Origin of the sequence: Paraglaciecola sp. (genome assembly GCF_030730205.1) — a bacterium.
GTDB lineage: Bacteria > Pseudomonadota > Gammaproteobacteria > Enterobacterales > Alteromonadaceae > Paraglaciecola.
Genome location: NZ_JANQVQ010000084.1, coordinates 13,365 through 34,438, shown reverse-complemented (window position 1 = coordinate 34,438; position 21,074 = coordinate 13,365). Strand labels below are relative to the sequence as shown.

22 protein-coding genes and 1 tRNA gene are annotated in these 21,074 nt (G+C 41.7%); 19 read left to right on the top strand and 4 right to left on the bottom strand.

Translation table 11 applies throughout. The features are described from left to right. Positions 1-21 precede the first annotated feature (21 nt). Positions 22-318, bottom strand: coding sequence for a ribosome assembly RNA-binding protein YhbY (gene yhbY, locus NWQ57_RS07285; RefSeq protein WP_306021481.1), 297 nt, complete (start codon positions 316-318; stop codon positions 22-24). Positions 319-413: 95 nt separating this feature from the next. Here yhbY and rlmE point away from each other — a divergent pair, with 95 nt between their 5' ends. The 11 genes from rlmE (at position 414) to rplS (ending at position 8,993) form a co-directional block, all read left to right on the top strand. Next, positions 414-1,043 carry a 23S rRNA (uridine(2552)-2'-O)-methyltransferase RlmE gene (gene rlmE / locus NWQ57_RS07280; protein ID WP_306021480.1) on the top strand — a complete coding sequence of 210 codons (630 nt, stop codon included), beginning with the start codon at positions 414-416 and terminating at the stop codon, positions 1,041-1,043. A 57-nt stretch (positions 1,044-1,100) separates the two neighbouring features. Further along, the gene (gene ftsH / locus NWQ57_RS07275) at positions 1,101-3,050 is read left to right on the top strand and encodes an ATP-dependent zinc metalloprotease FtsH (protein WP_306021479.1); all 1,950 of its coding nucleotides are present in this window, start codon (positions 1,101-1,103) and stop codon (positions 3,048-3,050) included. Between the two features lie 101 nt (positions 3,051-3,151). Then, complete coding sequence (gene folP, locus NWQ57_RS07270; protein WP_306021478.1) at positions 3,152-3,994, top strand: dihydropteroate synthase; 843 nt, start codon at positions 3,152-3,154, stop codon at positions 3,992-3,994. Next, positions 3,984-5,324, top strand: a complete 1,341-nt coding sequence (glmM, locus tag NWQ57_RS07265) for a phosphoglucosamine mutase (protein ID WP_306021477.1) — start codon at positions 3,984-3,986, stop codon at positions 5,322-5,324. Before folP ends, glmM begins: the two co-directional genes overlap by 11 nt. A 98-nt stretch (positions 5,325-5,422) precedes the next feature. Continuing rightward, positions 5,423-6,169 carry a triose-phosphate isomerase gene (gene tpiA, locus NWQ57_RS07260; protein WP_306021476.1) on the top strand — a complete coding sequence of 249 codons (747 nt, stop codon included), beginning with the start codon at positions 5,423-5,425 and terminating at the stop codon, positions 6,167-6,169. Positions 6,170-6,178: 9 nt separating this feature from the next. Further along, complete coding sequence (gene secG / locus NWQ57_RS07255) at positions 6,179-6,562, top strand: preprotein translocase subunit SecG (RefSeq protein WP_306021475.1); 384 nt, start codon at positions 6,179-6,181, stop codon at positions 6,560-6,562. A 12-nt stretch (positions 6,563-6,574) separates the two neighbouring features. Beyond that, positions 6,575-6,660 (top strand) — tRNA-Leu (locus tag NWQ57_RS07250). A 362-nt stretch (positions 6,661-7,022) separates the two neighbouring features. After that, on the top strand, positions 7,023-7,274 hold the full coding sequence (gene rpsP / locus NWQ57_RS07245; RefSeq protein WP_306021474.1) for a 30S ribosomal protein S16: 252 nt from the start codon (positions 7,023-7,025) through the stop codon (positions 7,272-7,274). A gap of 30 nt (positions 7,275-7,304) precedes the next feature. Continuing rightward, a complete protein-coding gene (gene rimM, locus NWQ57_RS07240) occupies positions 7,305-7,835 on the top strand; it encodes a ribosome maturation factor RimM (protein WP_306021473.1) in 531 nt (176 codons plus the stop codon). Continuing rightward, positions 7,835-8,614: a tRNA (guanosine(37)-N1)-methyltransferase TrmD gene (gene trmD, locus NWQ57_RS07235; protein ID WP_306021472.1), complete on the top strand. Its 780-nt coding sequence runs from the start codon at positions 7,835-7,837 to the stop codon at positions 8,612-8,614. Before rimM ends, trmD begins: the two co-directional genes overlap by 1 nt. Before the next feature lie 19 nt (positions 8,615-8,633). Then, positions 8,634-8,993 carry a 50S ribosomal protein L19 gene (gene rplS / locus NWQ57_RS07230; RefSeq protein ID WP_306021505.1) on the top strand — a complete coding sequence of 120 codons (360 nt, stop codon included), beginning with the start codon at positions 8,634-8,636 and terminating at the stop codon, positions 8,991-8,993. Positions 8,994-9,072: 79 nt separating this feature from the next. Here rplS and fdxA read toward each other — a convergent pair whose 3' ends face one another. Next, positions 9,073-9,396 (bottom strand): ferredoxin FdxA, encoded by a 324-nt coding sequence (gene fdxA, locus NWQ57_RS07225; RefSeq protein ID WP_306021471.1) that lies wholly within the window; start codon positions 9,394-9,396, stop codon positions 9,073-9,075. Positions 9,397-9,583: 187 nt separating this feature from the next. Between fdxA and NWQ57_RS07220 the strand changes: the two genes are divergently transcribed. The 6 genes from NWQ57_RS07220 (at position 9,584) to NWQ57_RS07195 (ending at position 17,739) form a co-directional block, all read left to right on the top strand. Then, complete coding sequence (locus tag NWQ57_RS07220) at positions 9,584-11,200, top strand: NAD(P)/FAD-dependent oxidoreductase (protein ID WP_306021470.1); 1,617 nt, start codon at positions 9,584-9,586, stop codon at positions 11,198-11,200. Beyond that, positions 11,193-11,756: a sugar O-acetyltransferase gene (locus NWQ57_RS07215; RefSeq protein ID WP_306021469.1), complete on the top strand. Its 564-nt coding sequence runs from the start codon at positions 11,193-11,195 to the stop codon at positions 11,754-11,756. Before NWQ57_RS07220 ends, NWQ57_RS07215 begins: the two co-directional genes overlap by 8 nt. 406 nt (positions 11,757-12,162) lie before the next feature. Further along, on the top strand, positions 12,163-12,759 hold the full coding sequence (locus NWQ57_RS07210) for a DNA-J related domain-containing protein (protein ID WP_306021468.1): 597 nt from the start codon (positions 12,163-12,165) through the stop codon (positions 12,757-12,759). A gap of 318 nt (positions 12,760-13,077) precedes the next feature. Beyond that, on the top strand, positions 13,078-14,166 hold the full coding sequence (locus tag NWQ57_RS07205) for a 3-deoxy-7-phosphoheptulonate synthase (protein ID WP_306021467.1): 1,089 nt from the start codon (positions 13,078-13,080) through the stop codon (positions 14,164-14,166). A gap of 15 nt (positions 14,167-14,181) precedes the next feature. Then, positions 14,182-15,318 carry a bifunctional chorismate mutase/prephenate dehydrogenase gene (tyrA, locus tag NWQ57_RS07200; protein WP_306021466.1) on the top strand — a complete coding sequence of 379 codons (1,137 nt, stop codon included), beginning with the start codon at positions 14,182-14,184 and terminating at the stop codon, positions 15,316-15,318. Between the two features lie 102 nt (positions 15,319-15,420). Further along, positions 15,421-17,739 (top strand): methyl-accepting chemotaxis protein, encoded by a 2,319-nt coding sequence (locus NWQ57_RS07195; protein WP_306021465.1) that lies wholly within the window; start codon positions 15,421-15,423, stop codon positions 17,737-17,739. An 80-nt stretch (positions 17,740-17,819) separates the two neighbouring features. On the opposite strand, the gene NWQ57_RS07190 is transcribed toward NWQ57_RS07195, so the two are convergent. Together NWQ57_RS07190 and yciH are read right to left on the bottom strand one after the other, a co-directional pair. Next, positions 17,820-18,620, bottom strand: coding sequence for a response regulator (locus NWQ57_RS07190; RefSeq protein ID WP_306021464.1), 801 nt, complete (start codon positions 18,618-18,620; stop codon positions 17,820-17,822). Positions 18,621-18,647: 27 nt separating this feature from the next. Beyond that, the gene (gene yciH / locus NWQ57_RS07185) at positions 18,648-18,968 is read right to left on the bottom strand and encodes a stress response translation initiation inhibitor YciH (RefSeq protein ID WP_306021463.1); all 321 of its coding nucleotides are present in this window, start codon (positions 18,966-18,968) and stop codon (positions 18,648-18,650) included. A gap of 134 nt (positions 18,969-19,102) precedes the next feature. Between yciH and NWQ57_RS07180 the strand changes: the two genes are divergently transcribed. Both NWQ57_RS07180 and NWQ57_RS07175 read left to right on the top strand, forming a co-directional pair. Next, entirely contained in the window at positions 19,103-19,408 is a 306-nt protein-coding gene (locus NWQ57_RS07180; protein WP_306021462.1) for an STAS domain-containing protein, read from the top strand. 15 nt (positions 19,409-19,423) lie between these two features. Next, positions 19,424-21,070: a SpoIIE family protein phosphatase gene (locus tag NWQ57_RS07175; protein ID WP_306021461.1), complete on the top strand. Its 1,647-nt coding sequence runs from the start codon at positions 19,424-19,426 to the stop codon at positions 21,068-21,070. Positions 21,071-21,074 lie beyond the last annotated feature (4 nt).

Below are 21,074 nucleotides of genomic sequence, written 5' to 3'. Positions count from 1 at the left end.
TGGCGTCGTAAGTTTGTGAGACTACTTTTTAGGTAACTCAATTTTCCTATCATCGCTTTGTCGATAAATAATCAAGATGTGACCAATCACCTGAAGTTTGATCGATTTAGTTTCGCGAACGATAGTATCCATAATCAATTTTTTTTCTTCTCTGTCATCTGTTGGTACTTTAACTTTTATTAACTCGTGATGAGCTAAGGCGCCTTCGATTTCGGCTAACACACCTTCTGTCAGGCCATGTTGTCCTAATTGCACTACAGGTTTTAGCGAATGCGCTAAGCCTTTTAAATGTTGCTTTTGTTTATTTGATAAAGTCATGGTGTAATATTTCTTACAAAATTATTCAATACGAATGGTTGAAAAGCGCTATTCTAACGCCATAACTCGGTTATTCCTAATATCAACGCAAATCAATGACAAAGAAAAAACAATCGGCTAGCAGTAGTCGTTGGCTGCAAGAACATTTTGCAGACAAATACGTACAACAAGCCAAAAAGCAAGGTTTACGCTCTAGAGCTGTGTTTAAGATTGAAGAAATTCATCAGAAAGACAATTTGATCAGAGAGGGTATGACCGTAGTCGATTTAGGTGCGGCGCCTGGCGGTTGGTCTCAGTATGCCGCTAACCTTGTTGGGGACGACGGTATTGTTGTCGCCTGTGATATTTTGGCGATGGATTCACTGGCTGGCGTTGAGTTTTTACAAGGTGATTTTAGAGAAGAAGCGGTATTAAACGAATTATTGAACAAAATTGGCGGTAAAAACGTAGATGTCCTTATGTCTGACATGGCGCCCAATATGAGTGGCAACGACGCAGCTGATCAAGCTAAGTCAATGTATTTGGTCGAACTTGCGTTGGACATGTGTCATCAAGTATTGAAACGTAACGGCAGTTTTATCGTAAAAGTGTTTATGGGTGAAGGCTTTGATGAATATTTCAAAGCGGTTAAACAAGCGTTTACTGTGGTCAAAACTCGTAAGCCTGAGTCTTCAAGAGCACGCTCACGAGAAGTTTATCTGGTAGCGACGGGCTATAAATTATAGTAACCTGATGGTCTGTGTTCAGACTCAGCAGAATTGAAACAATAGAGGTTAATTAACTTGAGCGATATGGCGAAGAACTTAATTTTATGGCTGGTAATTGCGGTAGTACTGATGTCTGTATTCCAAAATTTTTCAGGCAATGAAACAAGCAAGGTACAGACAGATTACACACGTTTTTTAAGTGAGGTTAAGTCTGGCAATATTAACAGTGCCACCATTGACAAAGATTCAGGTGCAATAAGTGGTGTAAAGCGTAACGGCGAAGAGTTTGTTACCTATATTCCTTATCTTGATATGAAACTGATGGATGACTTGGTTGAAAACAATGTTGCGGTTTTCGGTAAGCCACCTGAAGAATCATCAATCCTAACGACTATCTTTATTTCGTGGTTCCCCATGATCTTACTCATCGGGGTGTGGATATTCTTCATGCGTCAAATGCAAGGCGGCGGTGGCCGTGGTGCAATGTCTTTTGGTAAGAGTAAAGCGCGCTTACTGGGTGAAGATCAAATAAAAACAACGTTTGCTGATGTAGCTGGTTGTGACGAAGCCAAAGAAGACGTATCAGAACTGGTAGATTTCTTGCGCGACCCAAGTAAATTTCAAAAACTTGGCGGTAAGATCCCTAAAGGTGTTTTGATGGTTGGTCCTCCTGGAACAGGTAAAACCTTGTTGGCTAAAGCCATTGCTGGTGAAGCAAAAGTCCCTTTCTTTACTATTTCTGGTTCAGATTTCGTTGAAATGTTTGTGGGTGTCGGTGCATCTCGTGTTCGTGACATGTTCGAGCAAGCTAAAAAGTCTGCACCTTGTATCATTTTCATCGACGAAATTGATGCGGTTGGTCGTCAACGTGGTGCCGGTTTAGGCGGCGGTCATGACGAGCGTGAGCAAACATTGAATCAAATGTTGGTTGAGATGGATGGTTTTGAAGGTCACGAAGGGATCATCGTCATAGCAGCGACTAACCGTCCAGACGTATTAGATCCTGCATTACTGCGTCCTGGTCGTTTTGACCGTCAAGTAATCGTAGGCTTGCCCGATATTCGTGGTCGTGAGCAAATATTAAAAGTGCATATCCGTAAAGTGCCTTGTGGCGATAATGTTGAACCGGCCGTCATCGCTCGTGGAACTCCTGGTTTCTCTGGTGCTGACTTAGCAAACTTAGTCAACGAAGCTGCTCTATTTGCTGCTCGTACTGGTAAGCGTGTTGTTTCGATGGAAGAGTTTGATAAAGCCAAAGATAAAATCATGATGGGCTCTGAGCGAAAAAACATGGTGATGTCTGAGGAAGAGAAAACTAATACGGCTTATCATGAAGCGGGCCACGCTATCGTAGGCAAATTAGTACCTGAGCATGATCCTGTTTATAAAGTATCAATCATACCTCGCGGCAGAGCACTGGGTGTGACCATGTATTTACCTGAGCAAGATAGGTATTCCCACAGCAAACGTCATTTGGAGAGTATGATCTCAAGTTTGTTTGGTGGTCGAATCGCCGAAGCAATGACACTTGGCAATGAAGGTGTTACCACTGGTGCATCAAATGATATTGAACGTGCAAGTGATTTAGCTCGCAAAATGGTGACGCAATGGGGCTTGTCTGAAAAAATGGGTCCATTATTGTACGCGGAAGAAGAGGGTGAAGTATTCTTAGGCCGTTCTTCTTCAAAATCATTAAGAATGTCTAACCAAACAGCGTTAGCCATTGATGAAGAAGTGAAAGACATCATCAACCGCAACTATGCACGTGCTGAAAAAATTCTCACCGAAAACCGAGACGTTTTGGAAGCGATGAAAGATTGCTTAATGAAATACGAAACGATTGATGCATTGCAGATTGAAGATTTGATGGCTCGACGTGAAGTGCGTCCTCCTGCTGATTGGGTAAAGGACGAAAAGAAAAACGACAGTAACAAGCCCACAGGTGGTGCGACTGTAGTGGATGGTGAAAAGAAACAAGATAAACCATCAACGCCAGTTGGCAAGCCAGGTGATGCAACGAGTTAATCGCTTTAAATGGATTAATTAAACGCTTTGAGGGTTATACCCTCAAAGCGTTTTTTATTAACTGAAACTCAAAATATTTAGACAATGGACATACATTATCGATGCAGTTTAACGATAAATTTGTAGATTTATCTAGCCCCAAAGTGATGGGTATTCTCAACGTTACACCTGACTCCTTTTCCGACGGTGGTGCCTTTGTTCTGGCCGATGAGGCGATACGCCAAGCTCAGCGAATGATTGAATCAGGGGCTAGTTTTATTGATGTTGGGGGAGAGTCTACTCGTCCTGGCGCTAAACCTGTTTCTGTGCAAGAAGAGCTCGACCGCGTTGTACCTATTATTGAAGCGCTTAAGCAGCGTTTTGATACTGTTGTCTCTGTTGATACCAGCAAAGCTGAAGTCATGAAAGCAGCGGTAAAGGCAGGAGCTGGATTGATTAACGATGTAAGGGCTCTGCAAGAAGATGAGGCATTAAAGGCCGCTGCCCACGCCCAAATTCCTGTCTGTTTAATGCATATGCAAGGTCAACCTCGCTCTATGCAAATGTCTCCGAATTATCAGAATGTGGTCAGTGATGTCACTGACTTTCTACAAAAAAGGATAAGTCAATGTATAGAGGCGGGTATTGCGCATCAAGATATATTGATAGATCCAGGTTTTGGCTTTGGTAAAACACTTGCGCACAACTACCAGCTATTAGCCAACTTAGCTAAGTTAAAGCATCTGGGGGCGGGTATGCTGATTGGTTTGTCAAGAAAGACCATGATCGGTGAGGTTATTAATAGACCTGTGCATGAGCGTTTAGCGGGCAGTATCAGCGGAGCATTGTTAGCCGTGCAGCAAGGGGCACAAATAATTCGAGTCCATGATGTTCGAGAAACAGTCGATGCGATTAAAATTTTAACAACAATGAACACCTATAAGGATAATCGTGATGAGCGATAGAAAGTATTTTGGCACTGATGGAATTCGGGGCAAAGTGGGCGAAAGTTTAATTAACCCTGAATTTGTTATGAAGTTAGGGTGGGCTGCCGGTAAGGTATTGGCCGGGCAGGGCACTAATAAAGTACTTATTGGTAAGGATACCCGTATTTCTGGTTACATGTTGGAATCAGCATTAGAAGCAGGTTTATCTGCTGCAGGGATCAGTATTGGTTTATTAGGTCCGATGCCTACCCCAGCAATCGCGTATCTAACCAAAACATTTAGATGTGAAGCAGGCATCGTGATCAGCGCTTCACATAATCCTTATTATGATAACGGTATTAAGTTTTTTTCGGCTGATGGCATGAAGCTGGACGACGATATCGAGTTAGCCATCGAAGCCCAAATGGAAAAACCGATGGAATGCGTAGCCTCTGATAAGTTGGGTAAAGCCAGTCGAATCAATGATGCAGCAGGCCGTTACATAGAATTTTGTAAGGGTAACTTTCCCTCTGAGTTGTCACTAAAAGGCTTGAAAATAGTGGTTGATTGCGCCCATGGTGCCACGTATCACATTGCACCAAATGTGTTGAGTGAATTAGGCGCTGAAGTTATCGAAATCGGTACTGAGCCAAACGGACTCAATATTAATAAGAAGGTTGGTGCGACCTCAATGAAAGCTGTCACTGAAAGTGTACTTGAGCATCAAGCGGATCTTGGTTTTGCTTTAGATGGTGATGGTGACCGTTTAATGTTGGTAGATCACAAAGGGAACGTGCTCGACGGTGATCAAATTGTATACATGATTGCCCGTGATGTGCTCAAATCAGGGCAATTAAAAGGCGGGGTGGTTGGGACGGTAATGAGTAACCTAGGCCTAGAAGTGGCTCTGGCTACGCTAGGTGTGCCGTTTGTACGTAGTAAAGTGGGTGACAGATATGTGATGGAACTACTGCAACAAAAAGGATGGTCTATTGGCGGAGAGAGTTCCGGGCATGTTCTTAATTTGGCTGCTGCATCAACAGGCGATGGTATTATAGCTGGTTTGCAAGTATTGGCTGCAATGTTACGGGCACACATGACCTTGAACGAGTTAGCAAGAGGAATGGAAAAATATCCGCAAACGTTGCTTAATATCAGATTTACTGACGGTCAAGATCCTCTTGAACATGTACTAGTTCAACAAGCTGCCGCCGAGGCTGAAAAAAATCTTGGAGACAAAGGCCGAGTTCTACTCAGAAAAAGTGGTACAGAGCCGTTAATTCGTGTCATGGTTGAAGCACATGATGCAGGTGCGTCCAGTCAATGGGCTGAATATATAGCCGATGCTGTACGTAAAGTAATCGAATAAGCGTTTTAGAACTTAAATATCAAGCTTGGTGCTTGTATATTTAGGTTCTGTTGGTTAATATCTCGCGCGCTTTTTTATAAGCGGCCTAAGGAATGATAGTGCAAAATTCAACGCGTAAACCCATCGTTGCTGGTAACTGGAAAATGAACGGAAACAAACCGTTAATCCAACTACTTGAAGATAGTCTAGCGACTGCTGATTTGGCACACCTTGAGGTTGTTATCTGTCCGCCCTTTCCATATTTAGGTATGTTTGGTGGTCTGAACGCACTAGGGGCTCAAAATATGAGCCAGTTTGATGGTGGTGCTCATACTGGAGAGATCGCCGCATCCATGCTGAAAGAGTGTGGTTGCCAGTATGTCATTGTTGGTCATTCAGAAAGACGGGCCGGACATGCTGAAACAAATGATGTTGTTGCATCGAAAGTTAAAAAAGCGCTAGAAGCTGATTTAACGCCCATTTTGTGTGTGGGTGAAACGGAAGAAATTAGAGACAGTGGCAATCTTTTTGCTTTTTTAGCAGAACAAATTGACGCAGTTGTGCAAGAAATCGGCGTTAATGAATTTTCAAAGCTTGTTTTAGCGTATGAACCAATTTGGGCAATAGGTACGGGTAAAACGGCCAGTCCAGCACAAGCGCAAGAAGTTCATCATTTTTTACGTGAGCATCTAGCCAAAAAGAACAGCGATATCGCCGAAAAAATTAGAATTTTATATGGCGGTAGTGTCAAAGGCAGTAATGCCAAAGAGTTATTTAGTCAGCAAGACGTAGATGGTGGATTAATTGGCGGTGCTAGTTTAGATCCAGAAGATTTTTTAAGTATTTGCTTAGCAGCAAAGCAATAGAGGCAAAAAATGTTTTACGAAATTTTAATCGTTGTGTATGTAATCGTAGCCATCATGTTGATTGGATTTGTTTTAATCCAACAAGGTAAAGGCGCAGATATGGGCGCTTCATTCGGTAGTGGCGGCTCAAATACGGTATTCGGTTCAACCGGATCTGGAAATTTCTTAACGCGCACAACGGCAATATTGGCCACTTTGTTTTTTGTTATCAGCCTTATCTTAGGTAGCCAAACAGCAGACAAAGAAAAAAGTTTGGATGATTGGCAAAATATCGATGTTCCTGCAGTAGTTGAACCTGCAATCGATTCTGATGTACCAGCGACAGTAACTGAGTCAACAAGCGATGTGCCAATCGCAGCAGAACAAAACGAAGCAGCAGACGTTCCAAACTAAAAGTTTTTATACGCGGATGTGGTGGAATTGGTAGACACGCCATCTTGAGGGGGTGGTGAGCATAGCTTGTGAGGGTTCGAGTCCCTCCATCCGCACCATATAAATGAAGGGCTGTAACGGTAATACGTTGCGGCCCTTTTTCATTTTGTAAAATTGATTCATAACATTACTTTTAGCTCTGAATGCTAAACAGTGACTGAGTTAATTTGAGGATTCGATTTTTACTTTTACCGCCCCTCGTTCAGATTTTTCAGTAGTGAGCTCTGCGTTATTCCTGCTTAAATTTAAAATGTTAAGTATCTTCCCATTAAATTTCTAATTTACTGAAGCCTGAAGCGTGAGAAAGGCTTGCATTAGATGCTCAGATCCGTACAATACCGCGTCCTTTTATCTGGCAATAAATGCCTGTTTAAAAGGTACATTAAGTTAACGTTAACGCTACAACGAGTTTGAGGCAAATATGGTTACTATTCGTTTACAGCGTGGTGGTGCAAAAAAGAGTCCATTTTATCAAGTGGTAGTGGCAGACAGCCGTCGTTCACGCGATGGTCGTTTCATTGAAAAAGTAGGCTTTTTCAATCCTACTGCACAAGGTTCTGAAGAGCGTTTACGCTTAGACCTTGGCCGTGTTGAGTACTGGGTTGGGGTAGGCGCAAGCTTATCTGAGCGCGTATCTCGCTTGGTAAAAGACGCTCAAAAAGTAGCAGCTTAATTGCTGTTGCAAAACAAGATAGAGGGTTAAATGAGTCACTCGTCTGACACATTGGTTGTTGGCAAAATCGGTGCACCTTATGGTGTTAAAGGTTGGGTCAAGATTACCACTTATACCCATGAACAAGACGGCGTGTTTGCTTACTCTCCTTGGCTTTTAGGTCAAGGGCAAGAGCTAAAAGAATATGTTGTTGACCAGTGGCGAACCCACAATAAAGGTCTAGTTGCCAAGCTGGTTGGGGTTGAAACTCGAGATGATGCGGAAAGCATCAAAAATCTTGAAATTTCAATTAAAGCACAACAGCTACCTCAATTGGCGGATGATGATTTTTATTGGCGTGAGTTAGTCGGCATGCAAGTCGTAACGGAACAAGGTTACAGCTTGGGTGTGGTAAAAGAATTATTTGAAACGGGCGCAAACGACGTAATGTTGATTAAAGCCAATTTAAATGATGCTTTTGGTCAAAAAGAACGCATGGTCCCTTACTTGCTTGACCAAGTTGTCAAACAAGTGGATCGTGAGGCGAAAACCATCAAAGTTGATTGGGATCCTGCGTTTTAATGCAGTCACAATCTCAGGACGAACAACGTAAGTTTGCGGTAGTCACGCTGTTTCCAGAAATGTTGCAGATGTTTACCCAGCAAGGTGTTACAGGGCGAGCCGTGAAAAACGGCAAGGTGCAAGTTGAGTGTTTTAATCCTCGTGATTTTACTCATGACAAACACCGAACTGTAGATGACCGGCCTTATGGTGGCGGACCTGGCATGCTGATGATGGTTCAGCCTTTAAAAGACGCAATTCTTGCAGCAAAAACTGCTGCAGGAGAAAAAACGAAAGTGATTTATCTTTCTCCACAAGGGAAAAAGCTGGATCAAGCTGGTGTAAGAGAGCTTGCTGAAAATACAAGTTTGATACTAGTTGCCGGTCGATACGAGGGTATTGATGAACGGGTAATCCAAAGCCAAGTTGACGAGGAATGGTCAATTGGTGATTACGTGTTAAGTGGTGGCGAATTACCAGCAATGATCTTAATGGATGCGATATCGAGGTTGGTGCCAGGTGTACTTGGGCATGAACAATCGGCTCAGCAAGATTCGTTTAGCGACGGTTTGCTCGATTGTCCCCATTATACTCGGCCTGAAAATCTCGACGGAAAGCTGGTTCCTAAGGTGTTGTTAAGTGGTGATCACGACAAAATCAGGCAGTGGCGTTTACAACAGTCGTTAGGTAGAACCTGGCTACGACGCCCTGAATTATTAAACGACCTAGCTCTGACTGAGGAGCAGCAACGTTTGTTAGCTGAATACCAGCGACAAGTTCTGCAGCAAAACGACAGTTAATCTAGGATGAGAGGATATGATGAGTAAAGTTAATCAAGATATCATCAAGAAAATTGAAGAAGCTCAGCTTAAAACTGATGTTCCTGCGTTTGGCGCTGGTGACACAGTAGTTGTGCAAGTACGCGTAAAAGAAGGCGAAAAAGAGCGTCTTCAGGCCTACGAAGGCGTTGTAATCGCTAAGCGTAACCGTGGCCTACACTCTGCTTTTACAGTTCGTAAGATTTCTGACGGCGAAGGTGTTGAGCGTATATTTCAAACACACAGCCCGGCAATCAGTTCTATTGAAGTGAAACGTCGTGGCGATGTTCGTCGTGCTAAACTTTATTACTTGCGTGACCGTTCTGGTCGTTCTGCACGTATCAAAGAAAAGCTTAACTAAAATTAATTTCGCGTTACCGTTAACTTATAAAAAAACCCGCCATTGGCGGGTTTTTGCTTTATGAGTTTTACTGTGTTGTTTATGGTAGCAACATAGATAATTTGTTTTTCACACCATTCCATTCGTCCGCATCTTCAGGCGGCGCTTTCAATTCAATTATGTTTGGCCAAACTTTTGATAATTCAGCGTTGATACTCAGATAGGGCAGGTGTTCTTCATTTAGGTGAGTATCTTGAAAAATAGCATCTGCAGGACACTCTGGTACACATAATGCGCAATCAATGCATATATCTGGATCAATAACTAAAAAGTTTTCTCCTTCAAAAAAAGCGTCTACAGGGCATACTGCCACGCAGTCAGTGTATTTACATTTTATACAATTGTCGGTCACTACAAAGGTCATAATTAGAATACGAAATGTGTTGCTCAGTTACTATGCCTAAGATCATAAAGTAGCTATGTGAAAACACAAGGCACTTTAGCTTAAATATGCCTAAGATGATCATTTAGCCTACCTTATACGCTCAAGCTGGCTTAAAATAGTGATGCCCTGACAGATAGGCTGTCCGGCCTTTCTATTTGGATTTTTTATGTTACGTCTTACTGAAGTTAAATTACCTTTAAATCATGATCAAGCTGCGCTTGAACAGGCCATTTTAGATAAATTAAAAATTAGTAAGGCGCAATTACTTTCCTTTGATGTCTTTAAACGGGCCTACGACGCTCGCAATAAAAAAGACATTCAATTGATTTACACTTTTGATGTTGAAGTGAGGGAACAAGACGCGTTACTTCGACAATTTGTTAAAGATCAGCACGTACGTGTCACGCCTGACATGAGTTATAAATTTGTCGCACAAGCGCCCGCAACATTAAGCGCCAGACCTGTAGTAGTAGGATTAGGGCCTTGTGGTTTGTTTGCTGCATTAATATTAGCCCAAATGGGTTTTAAACCTATTGTGTTAGAAAGAGGAAAAGCTGTCCGTGAACGCACTAAAGATACCTTTGGATTCTGGCGTAAACAGCCTTTAAATCCTGAATCTAATGTGCAGTTTGGTGAAGGTGGGGCAGGTACATTTTCAGACGGAAAATTGTACAGTCAGGTTAAAGATCGTAAACATTATGGCCGTAAGGTGCTGCACGAGTTTGTTGCCGCCGGTGCACCAGAAGAAATCATGTATGTCAGTAAGCCCCATATAGGTACCTTTAAGCTGGTTAATATGGTCGAAAAAATGCGAGCCAACATTATTGCCTTAGGTGGTGAAATCCGGTTTAGTACTCGAGTTGAAAAACTGGACATTCAGGCAGGACAGTTAAAAGGTTTGCACTTATCAACAGGAGATTACTTAGCCAGCAAGCATGTGGTTTTAGCCATTGGCCATAGTGCGCGAGATACCTTTGAAACGTTGTATGAGCAAGGTGTTTATATTGAAGCTAAGCCTTTTTCTATCGGATTTAGAATTGAGCACGAACAATCAATGATTGATAGTTGCCGCTTTGGTGACAACGCCGGTAATCCAATATTGGGGGCGGCTGATTATAAATTGGTTCATCATTGTCATAATGGCCGTACTGTCTACAGCTTTTGTATGTGCCCCGGTGGTACCGTTGTTGCTGCGGCCTCTGAAGAGGGCAGAGTGGTCACTAATGGTATGAGCCAGTACTCGCGGCATGAACGCAATGCCAATAGTGCTATCGTGGTGGGCATTACCCCTGAAGAAGATTACCCAGGCCATCCTCTGGCAGGTATTGCTTTGCAGCGCCAATTAGAAGCATTAGCGTATCAAGTAGGGGGCGAAAATTACCATGCGCCTGCTCAATTGATTGGTGATTTTTTAACAGGCAAAGCCAGTAGTGAGTTGGGCGATGTTAAACCCTCTTATACCCCAGGTATTACCCTAACTGATCTGAGTAAGGTTGTGCCTGACTATGTGACAAAAGCAATCCAAGAAGCGATCCCTGCCTTTGATCGGCAAATTAAAGGGTTTGCCAAAAAAGACGGTTTGTTGACAGGGGTAGAAACCCGTACGTCTTCGCCGATTTGTATTAAACGAGGCGATGACTATCAAAGTATAAATACAAGAGGCTTGTATCCAGCAGGAGAGGGCGCAGGTTATGCTGGAGGCATTTGGTCGGCAGGCATTGATGGTATCAGAGTGGCAGAAGCCCTCGCCTTAGCCATGGTAGGTGACTTAGCTAATGTCTGAAAACGAATTGAGTGAAAAGCAAAAAATGTTACAAGGTCTGGCTTATTTTCCGAGCAATAAGCAGCTCCAACAAGAGCGTGCTCAGGCAAAAAAACAGTGTCAGCTTTTTAATCAACACGATATCGATGATCGAAAAGGCGCGCGCCGTATCATTAAAGATTTGTTTGGTGCAGTAGGAAGCGCTTGGATAGAGCCGCCGTTTTATTGTGACTATGGTTATAATATTCGGGTAGGAAACAATTTTTATGCTAACCATGGTTTGGTCATTTTAGATGCCGCCCCCGTCACTATTGGCGATGATGTGATGATTGCGCCGGGCGTTATTATTTCTACCGCAACCCACCCTCTTGATGCACTAGAACGTAGAAAAGGTATTGAAAGCGCCAGACAAATTACGATAGGCAATAACGTTTGGTTGGGCGCTGGGGTAAAAATACTCGATGGTGTGATTATTGGAGACAATTCAGTGATTGCCGCCGGCGCTGTGGTGACTAAAAACGTGCCAGCCAATAGTTTGGTGGGCGGGGTTCCAGCAAGATTATTGCGCTCACTGTGAAAGTCTTTTACTTTAGCTGGCGACAGGTATGGATAGGTTGAGTTATGTTTGGCACCTTAGCATCAAAGAATTGCTCCGCCAATAGCCCGATGCTGTTTAACACACCCTCAATAAAAGCCAACAGCAGACTTAAGCTAAGTAAAAAAGTGCAGGCCTATTTTATCCCTTAGCGTTGATTAAACAAACGCCAAACATGTAGATAAAAACACGAGTACTACGAGCAAAATAATGTTGAGGCTAAATAATGAACTTAACACGATGCGCCTCACTCGATGATTCATTTTTAGCTACGTCGCATTAAATCCGAATTAGTTACTTACCTTCCCCAACATGCTGGTGAATTTATGTAATAATTTCAAGACTGTATCGTTTTGCTTAGCAACAAAAAGTATTAAAGGAGCTAGATTTGCGCCACGCTAATTTAGAAAATGCCCTAGCCAGCATCTTATCGCAATATCCAGAAGGTAAGAGCGAATATGAGTTGTTTGGTTTGTTGCAACAAGCACCTTTTGCTTTGTTCGATAAAAACTGCTTGTCAGAGCCTTTACTATTATTTCAAAGTCACTTTGTTTTGTTTCACAGTTTATATCAGCTGAGAAGTCTATATTTGAACGAGCAAATCGCCGATATTGAAATCCATTCTACTCTTATCAAATTGCAGCCTTATCAGAGTCAAAAGGAAGGATTGACCGAATTAGATAGTCTGCAAGCCTATTATTTAGATTGGCGTAACTTTAGTACTACCTCAGGTCATGATGTAGAACAACTATTAACTCAATTTTGGACTGCGATGGGAAAGGGAAGTGTTTCCATTGCTCTTGATGAAGTTAAAGCGGCTTTTCAGTATTTTGAGCTTGATGTTGATAGTGATTTACGGCAAGTCAAAACAGTGTATCGCAAATATCAGCATTTACATCATCCAGACAAAGGCGGCGAAACACAAAAAGCCCAACAAACTGAAGCTAACTTTAACCTACTAAAAACCTACTTAAGCCAGCCTTAGAATTACTGGTATAACCAGATATCAATGCACACTATCAAATTTGAGTAGAGCTAACTGAATGAGTAAGGTAGAGAATCAAAATGATTGTGTTAATTTGTACGAAAATCAATCGGCTGAAGGCTTTTTTACAGCTGATTTGAATAATCGCTTGCATGTAAAACTCTGCCCTGTTAAAAAGTCAACCCTGTTTTTAGATATAGATTTTTCTATTGTGTAAATTATTTTGTACGGTCTAGTGTTAGTTAGATTTTCCTCAGTATTTACAAGTATCTCATCTATAATTCCCAGTCATTGCTAAGTCAAAGTAAAGAGTAATTTATGTTCCGCGATAGTATTAACAATATAAACATCACTTCAGAGCAAGTATTAGTTACACCCTCTGTTTTAAAGTCTGAGCTTCCTGTGAGCCAGCATTCCCTGGAAATTATTCAGTCTTCTCGTAAAGTCATTAGCGACATTATTCATCGTCGTGACCATCGATTTTTAGTGATTTGCGGCCCTTGTTCAATTCACGATATCGAGGCGGCAAAAGAATATGCCCTAAAATTGAAAGAGTTACATGAATCATGCAAAGACACCTTATATATTGTCATGCGAGTGTATTTTGAAAAACCTCGTACCACAGTAGGCTGGAAAGGCTTAATCAACGACCCGCATATTAATGGCACCTTTGATATTGAAACTGGCTTGCGTAAAGCACGTGAACTGTTAATTTGGTTAGCAGAACTTGAACTGCCTGTAGCAACAGAGGCACTTGACCCGATTAGTCCTCAATATCTCGCTGAATTGTTCAGTTGGTCTGCGATAGGCGCTCGCACTTCTGAGTCACAAACCCATCGAGAAATGGCTAGTGGTTTGTCTATGCCCGTTGGGTTTAAAAATGGCACGGATGGTAGTTTAGGTATTGCAATTAATGCGCTGCAATCAGCCGCTTCTGGTCATAGTTTCATGGGCATTAATGGCGATGGACAAGTGAGTATAATTCAAACGCAAGGCAACCCAGACGGTCACATTATTTTACGTGGTGGTAAACAGCCCAATTTTGACTCAGTATGTGTGGCCGATTGTGAAACTGAAATGGCAAAAGCGAAGCTAAGCGCCGGTTTAGTAATCGATTGCAGTCATGCCAACTCAAGTAAAGATTTTCGACGTCAGCCGCTGGTTGCACAAAATGTGGTAAATCAAATCTTAGAGGGTAACCAATCGGTAATAGGTATAATGTTAGAAAGCCATTTAAATCATGGTAATCAAAGCAGTGAGGGCAAAAAGCCTGAAGAACTTGAGTACGGCGTTTCTATTACCGACGGATGTATTGATTGGCATTCCACAGACGAGACTATCAATCACATCAGAGATAAATTGATAACTGTGCTGCCGATGCGCTTAAATAAGATGAACGATAAATAATGGTCAGGAAGTAACATGACGGAACCCAGCATCTCGCTCGATGAATTGCGAATACAAATTGACAAAATAGACAGTCAAATGGTTGAGCTATTGGCACAACGGGCAAAAATTACTGCGCAAGTGGGGCAGTATAAAAGTCGTGTAGGCTTGCCTATTTATGTGCCTGAGCGCGAGGCTGAATTGATCAGCAAGCGACGTGAGCAAGCGGAAGCTCAGGGGGTGTCGCCAACCTTAGTAGAAGACTTGCTAAGGCGCATAATGCGTGAGTCTTACCATACGCAAAATGTCAATTATCTTTGTACTAATCCCGAGATCAAAAAGATAGTGGTAGTTGGTGGAGCAGGTGCCTTAGGCCGTATCTTTGTAGACATGTTTACAAGAAGTGGCTACTCCGTCACTGTACTTGAAAAAGCCGATTGGCAAAACAGTGATGCTATTTTTGAAGATGCTGGATTAGTTTTGGTTGCTGTACCGATTCAGATGACTGAAGAAATTATTAGTCGTCTGCAAAACCTGCCTAAAGACTGTTTATTGGTGGATATCACCAGTACGAAACAAAAACCACTTAATGCCATGTTAAACGCCCATAGTGGTCCTGTTCTCGGTTTACATCCCATGTTTGGCCCGGATGTGCCTAGTTTGGTTAAACAAGTTGTAGTGGTCTGTCATGGTCGTGACGAAACTAAGTACCAGTGGTTGTTACAACAAATGACGATTTGGGGAGCGATTTTACAGCATAGCGATGCCAAGGATCATGATGATGCTATGGTGTTTATCCAGGTAATGCGGCATTTTTGTAGTTTTGTTTTTGGTGCTCATTTAGCCAGCGAAAACCCTGATTTAAAACAACTGGTTTCGCTCAGCTCTCCCATTTACCGATTGGAGTTAGCGATGGTAGGGCGATTGTTTGCTCAAGACCCTGCACTTTATGCCGATATTATTTTTGATAACAAAGACAGTGTCAGGCTACTTAGTAAATTTGCGCAACAATTTGCTCAGGCACTGACCTTAGTAGAAGCAAACGATAAGCGTGAATTTATAAAACAATTTTTGCAAATTGGCGCGTGGTTTGGCGATTATTCCAAACAATCGTTAATTGACAGCAAAAAGTTGTTATTAAAAGCAGATGACGATAGAACGTGGAGTGAATAAGCTTCAAGAAATAATTTGGTACTGATTTGATATTAATCACTCGAAAGCATCTCCAAATTAACCTGAAGGTTGATTCAAATTGTTAAAAACTGAGGAAGTATAATGTCATTAAAAATGCGATTGATCTGGGTAATTGTCGTTATTTTAATGATATCGATCGGATTAGTGAGTCTAGTGTCAATTAATATTGCCGCCAATAAATCAACAGACTCTCTAACTTCGGCGGCGGAAAAACGTTTAATCTCGCAAAATGTGCAAACCGCTGAGGCTATCACTGATTATTTTGATTTTATTGAGTCACAAGTCAGGATCCAAGCCAGCAGCTCTGTTACTGTCAGCGCGGCTTTGGCCTTTGTGCCCGCTTACAATGAATATGCTGAAGAACGAGGTGAACTAAGCAGCGGCGAACTCAATACCTTGAAGTCGTACTACGATGTAGATTTCACCCGTCAGTACCAAAACCTCAATACAGATAAAATTAATTCTGCTAGTAGTTTATTATCTCAGGTTAGTGATAATGGTTTGGCCTTGCAGCACGATTTTATTGCCAATTCATCATTTGAACTAGGCCAAAAAGACGGATTAGTTGATTTAAAGCAAAGTTCAACCTATGGAGATGCACACAAAAAATATCACCCTGAATTCAGGCAGTTCTTAAACGAATTCGGTTATTACGATATATTTATTGCGGATGCCGCAAGCGGTAATATTGTATACAGCGTATTTAAAGAGCTTGATTTTGCAACGAGCCTGAAAAGCGGACCTTATGCTAATTCACAGATTGCTGAAGTATTTCATGCTGGGTTAAAGGCTGAACCTAATCAAGTGTCGGTGAGTTATTTTGAACCTTATCTCCCGTCTTATAATGCTCTGGCTGGTTTTGTCTCTGCGCCTATATATGTAAACGGTAAAATTATCGCGGTGTTGATTTTTCAGATGCCCATGGACAAGATAAATAGCATAGCGACTCATCAGTTAAAATGGCAGTCACGGGGATTTGGAGAATCAGGAGAAACGTATTTAGTCAGTAAAAAAGGCGATTTGTTAACAGAAAGTCGGTTTTTTATTGAAGACCAAAGTAGTTACATCAAAGCCATTAAAGCGAAATTTCCCAAGGAAGCCGAAGAGGCCCAAACCAAAGGAACGTCTGTAGGTGTTCAACCAGTAAGCTCATTATCTGCTCAACAAGCTTTGGCCGGCAAAAGTGGCTTTGAAATTGTTACTGATTATCGAGGAGTTGATGTTTTTTCTGCTTATATGCCGATTAATGTCGGTGAGCATACAATCGCGGTTTTGGCTGAAATTGATGTAGAAGAGGCACTCGCGCCCGCAAAAGAATTATCTTCATCGTTATTAACTTCTATTTTGCTTGTCGGTTTAGGGCTGTTGACTCTATCGGTGTTAATTACACTATGGTTAGCAGCAAAATTAGTCAGCCCATTAAATCATTTAGGCAAAATATGTGATGGTCTTGCATCAGGTGATGGCGATTTAACGGTTAAAATCAGCCCCGTCAACATTCCTGAAATAGATAGAATTATTTTTGGATTTAATCAGTTTGTTAAACAAATAAGAGAGATCGTCGTCCAAGTTAAGTTGGATGCGGATACCCTAGCATCAGCTTCTGAAGAATTAAGTGTAATTACTAATTCAAGTGTGTCTAAAACGGCGCAACAGCGGGACCAAACTCATCTTGTTGCAACGGCCATGAATCAATTGACCGTGGCTGTTGAAGAGGTGAGTCAATCCACCAACAATACCAATGTTCAGAGTTTACAAGCCCAGAAAAGCCTTAACGAGAATATGGAACGAGCGGATATGGCAGCGGGGAATATTAAATTACTGGTTGGATTATTGGCTGATTCAAATGAAGTTATTGGTGGCCTTAAAAGTGAAGTCAATCAAATTACTTCGTTTTTAAATGTGATTACGAGTATCGCTGATCAAACTAATTTACTTGCCTTAAATGCAGCGATAGAAGCAGCCAGAGCAGGCGAGGCTGGAAGAGGTTTCTCGGTGGTAGCTGATGAAGTCAGGGCTTTGGCGAATCGTTCACAGCAAAGCACAGCTGAAATTTCTAAGTTAGTAGAAGTTATGAATATCTCAGCGACCAAGTCGGTAACATCAATGGAGCGAGCCACAGCCGCAGCTGATGGTGGAATACATCTTGTTGACTTGGTTACCATTGCCCTTGACGAACTATCTGTTAATTTAAGACAAGTCATTGAGTTATCAGAGGTTGTTGCAGCGGCCACAGAAGAGCAACATCAAACCACTAATTCAGTATTAAGTAATGTGAATAAAATCAGCGAACTAGCAACGGATTTGGAGCTGGGTGCGCAGCATACGAGCCAAGCATCAGAGAGTTTAGCCAAAACCGCAGCTCATACGCACACCATTCTGGGACGTTTTAAGGTCTAAAGAGCAAAAAGCCCAATAGTAGCTACGCTACTTTTGGGCTTTGTTACTCGCTAATAACCAGGGTATTAGGTGAAGATTTGTTATTTACTCATTAATTTAACGATAGTGTTGCGCACTTCTTTCAGTTCAAAAGGTTTATTACATAGGGCGTTTATACCCGTTTGTCTGATATTAGCCATATGCAGGCTATTGGACGATTCACTCGTTACCATAATGATAGGTAAGTGCGCAGTTTCTGGATTGAATCGGATAAACTCAGACAATTCTCTGCCATCCATTTCAGGCATATTGTAGTCGGTGAAAACCAAGTCAAACGTGTGATCTTTTAGCAAGGTCAGGGCTTCTGCGCCATTTTCAGCTTCCATCACTTGTTGCATGCCTAAACTCTTTAGTACTCGGCGAATATGATTTCTGGCTAGCCGACTATCGTCTACCAAGAGAACTCTGAGTTGTTCAACATCAAATAAATCTAATTCAAGCTCGTCGGCATTGATTAAATCGAGGGAGGCATTTAACGCTTTACTCAGATTTTCTGTCGAAAAAGGCTTGGGCAAAATGGCGGCAACGCCGGCTTGTTTAAACTCTTCCAGTTTTTCTGCGCGGCTTTCACTTGAAACCAACATAAAGGGAATATCGGCCAAATCAATATTATTTTTCAGTGGGGTCAAGATTTTTTGTGCAGTACCGTCTTCAAAATACATTGCACTGACGATAAGGTCAGGCGGACTTTTTTGAATTGCTGAGATTGCTTCTTCCGCAGTTCCGTAAGCCTCGACATGTTGCACGTTTTCATCGGCTAATTTTTTGATAATAATTTTTCTTTGGGTATCTGATGGCTCAACCAAAATAATACTTAAATCTGCTAAAGATAACTGCCTCATTAAAACTCCGATATAAAATGTAAACGCTTAACCACCAGCTAACTTGACAACATGCCCGAGCTTTTCAAGTTCGACCTTTAATTTATCTCTATTGTCGCCTTGGATCTCAATAATGCCATCTTTTAATGCACCACCTGTGCCACACAGTTTTTTCAATTTTGTGGCCAAGGTTTTTAATTCGGGCTCTGCCAAGGCAATACCGGATACAGTAGTAACACCCTTACCTTTGCGGCCTTTAGTCTCCCGCCTTATTCGCACAATGCCATCACTTTTAGCAACAAGCTTGGGTTCTGCCTTGGGCTGAATTCGACCTACGTCTGTACTATAGACTACTCTATTGTCACTCATACTCACTACCTATAAGTCACTCTAATTAAATAACCGAGCCATTGTAGTAAAAAAGCCAGAAACATTATAGGCAAACTGATTAAACTGTTATTTAATAACTAACGTTCTCTTTATAAAAAAAGCTGGAGTAAATAATGAGTTTAGAAAAAGAATTCTCTACTGATGGTAAGCAACTGACCATCTTTATTGAAGAGAAGTTTGATTTCAGTAAGGTTCAGGACTTTAGGATTGCCTATAACGATCAAACTAAAAAATTTACTTCAGTGGTTATCAATCTACAAAAAACCGAATACATGGACAGTTCGGCTCTTGGTATGTTGCTTAATATGCACCGCAGTTTAAGTGATCAAGTCACGTCGTTTAAAATTGTAAAATGCCGCCCTCAAGTATTGAAAATATTACAGATAGCCCGTTTTGATAAAAAATTTGAAATTCTCTAAGTCGTGTAAATAAATATGCGAATATTAGTTGTCGATGACGATGCCCTAAATCGGTTTTTGTTAGTCCATATGCTTGAACAGCAGGGGTATGTTGATTGTTATGAAGCTGAAAATGGCTTTGAAGCCCTGACGCTAGCAAAAAGAATTAAGCCAGATTTAGTGTTACTCGATATTGTGATGCCTGTGATGGACGGCTACGAAGTTGCTCCTTTATTAAAGGCCTTAGCAGGCGATGTGTATCTGCCTATTATTTTTATCAGTGCGATTGAAGACGAAGAAGCCTTAGCCCGCTGTTTAGAAGTGGGCGGAGATGATTTTGTTACCAAGCCTTTTGATAAAATCATTTTGGCCGCAAAAATTAGAGCTCACGCCCGAACACGTTCTCTCAGTAAGAAAACCATTGAGCAAAATCAGCAGTTGTCGTTTTATCGCAACTCGGTTGAGCGAGAGCATAAAATTGTAGAACATATTTTTGCTAATGCTTTGAAGGTTCAACCAGAACTTCGTGACATCATCGATTTTGTTATGCAGCCCGCAGGTAGTTTTAATGGTGATATGTTCTTATGTCATACTAGTCCCAGTGGCGGCTTTTATTTCTTATTTGGTGATTTTACCGGACATGGCTTGGCGGCTGCAATTGGCGCGTTGCCAGTAGCAAAGGCATTTCAAACAATGTCAAATAAAGGCCTGTCAATCAGTGAAATGACCGAAACCTTGAATGCAACCTTGCTAGAGCTACTGCCAGATGAGATGTTTTTTGCGGCAATCCTGGTTGAGATTAATAGTTCTGGCAAACAAATTGATGTTTGGAACGGCGGTATGCCAGACATGATTTTGCAAAACGAAGGGGGGCATATCGTTAAAAAATTTAGTTCAAAACATATGGCCTTGGGCATACTTGAGCCAAATGAGTTTGAGTGTGAAATAGACCGATTTGACGCTCAGTACGGCGATAGATTAATTGGTTTTAGTGACGGGGTAGTTGAAGTTTGTGATTTAGCAGGCAAGATGCTTACCGATGCTGGTATTGAGTCTTGGCTGTTGGCAGATCCTCAAAGCGATGTGCACACCCTATTAAATAAAATTGATGTTTATGAGGGCGGCAGTGAGCGAAAAGATGACATCACATTGGTTATTTATACTTGTCAAGAATTGAAGCCCTTTAGCCACGTGCAACTTGCCTCTCAGCTACCCTTTAAAATCGAACTTTGTTTGGATCATCACTTAATCAAAGCTCAAGATCCTATTGCCGAGCTAATCCGATTATTAACCAGTCAATTAGGCTTGTACGGTATTCATTCTGCGCTTTTTACCGTAATCAGCGAATTATACAATAATGCCATTGATCATGGTGTATTGGATTTAGACTCAAAGTTAAAAGCCACTAATGAAGGTTTTTTTCAGTATTTTGCGACTCGCCAAGAGAAATTAGATAATTTGGCATCAGGTACTGTTAATATTCTTGTGCAATATTTGCCACAAGATAATGTGCTAGTTATCCAAATTAGTGATTCAGGAAAGGGCTTTGATCCCGCTAGCCTCAAAAAGACGTGTGAACATGATGATTCATTTGGCCGTGGACTTCCCATGCTAAGTGAACTATGCCAATCGATTGAGCATTCAAATGGCGGTTCTACCGTGAAAGTTGTTTTTAAAATATAGGAAA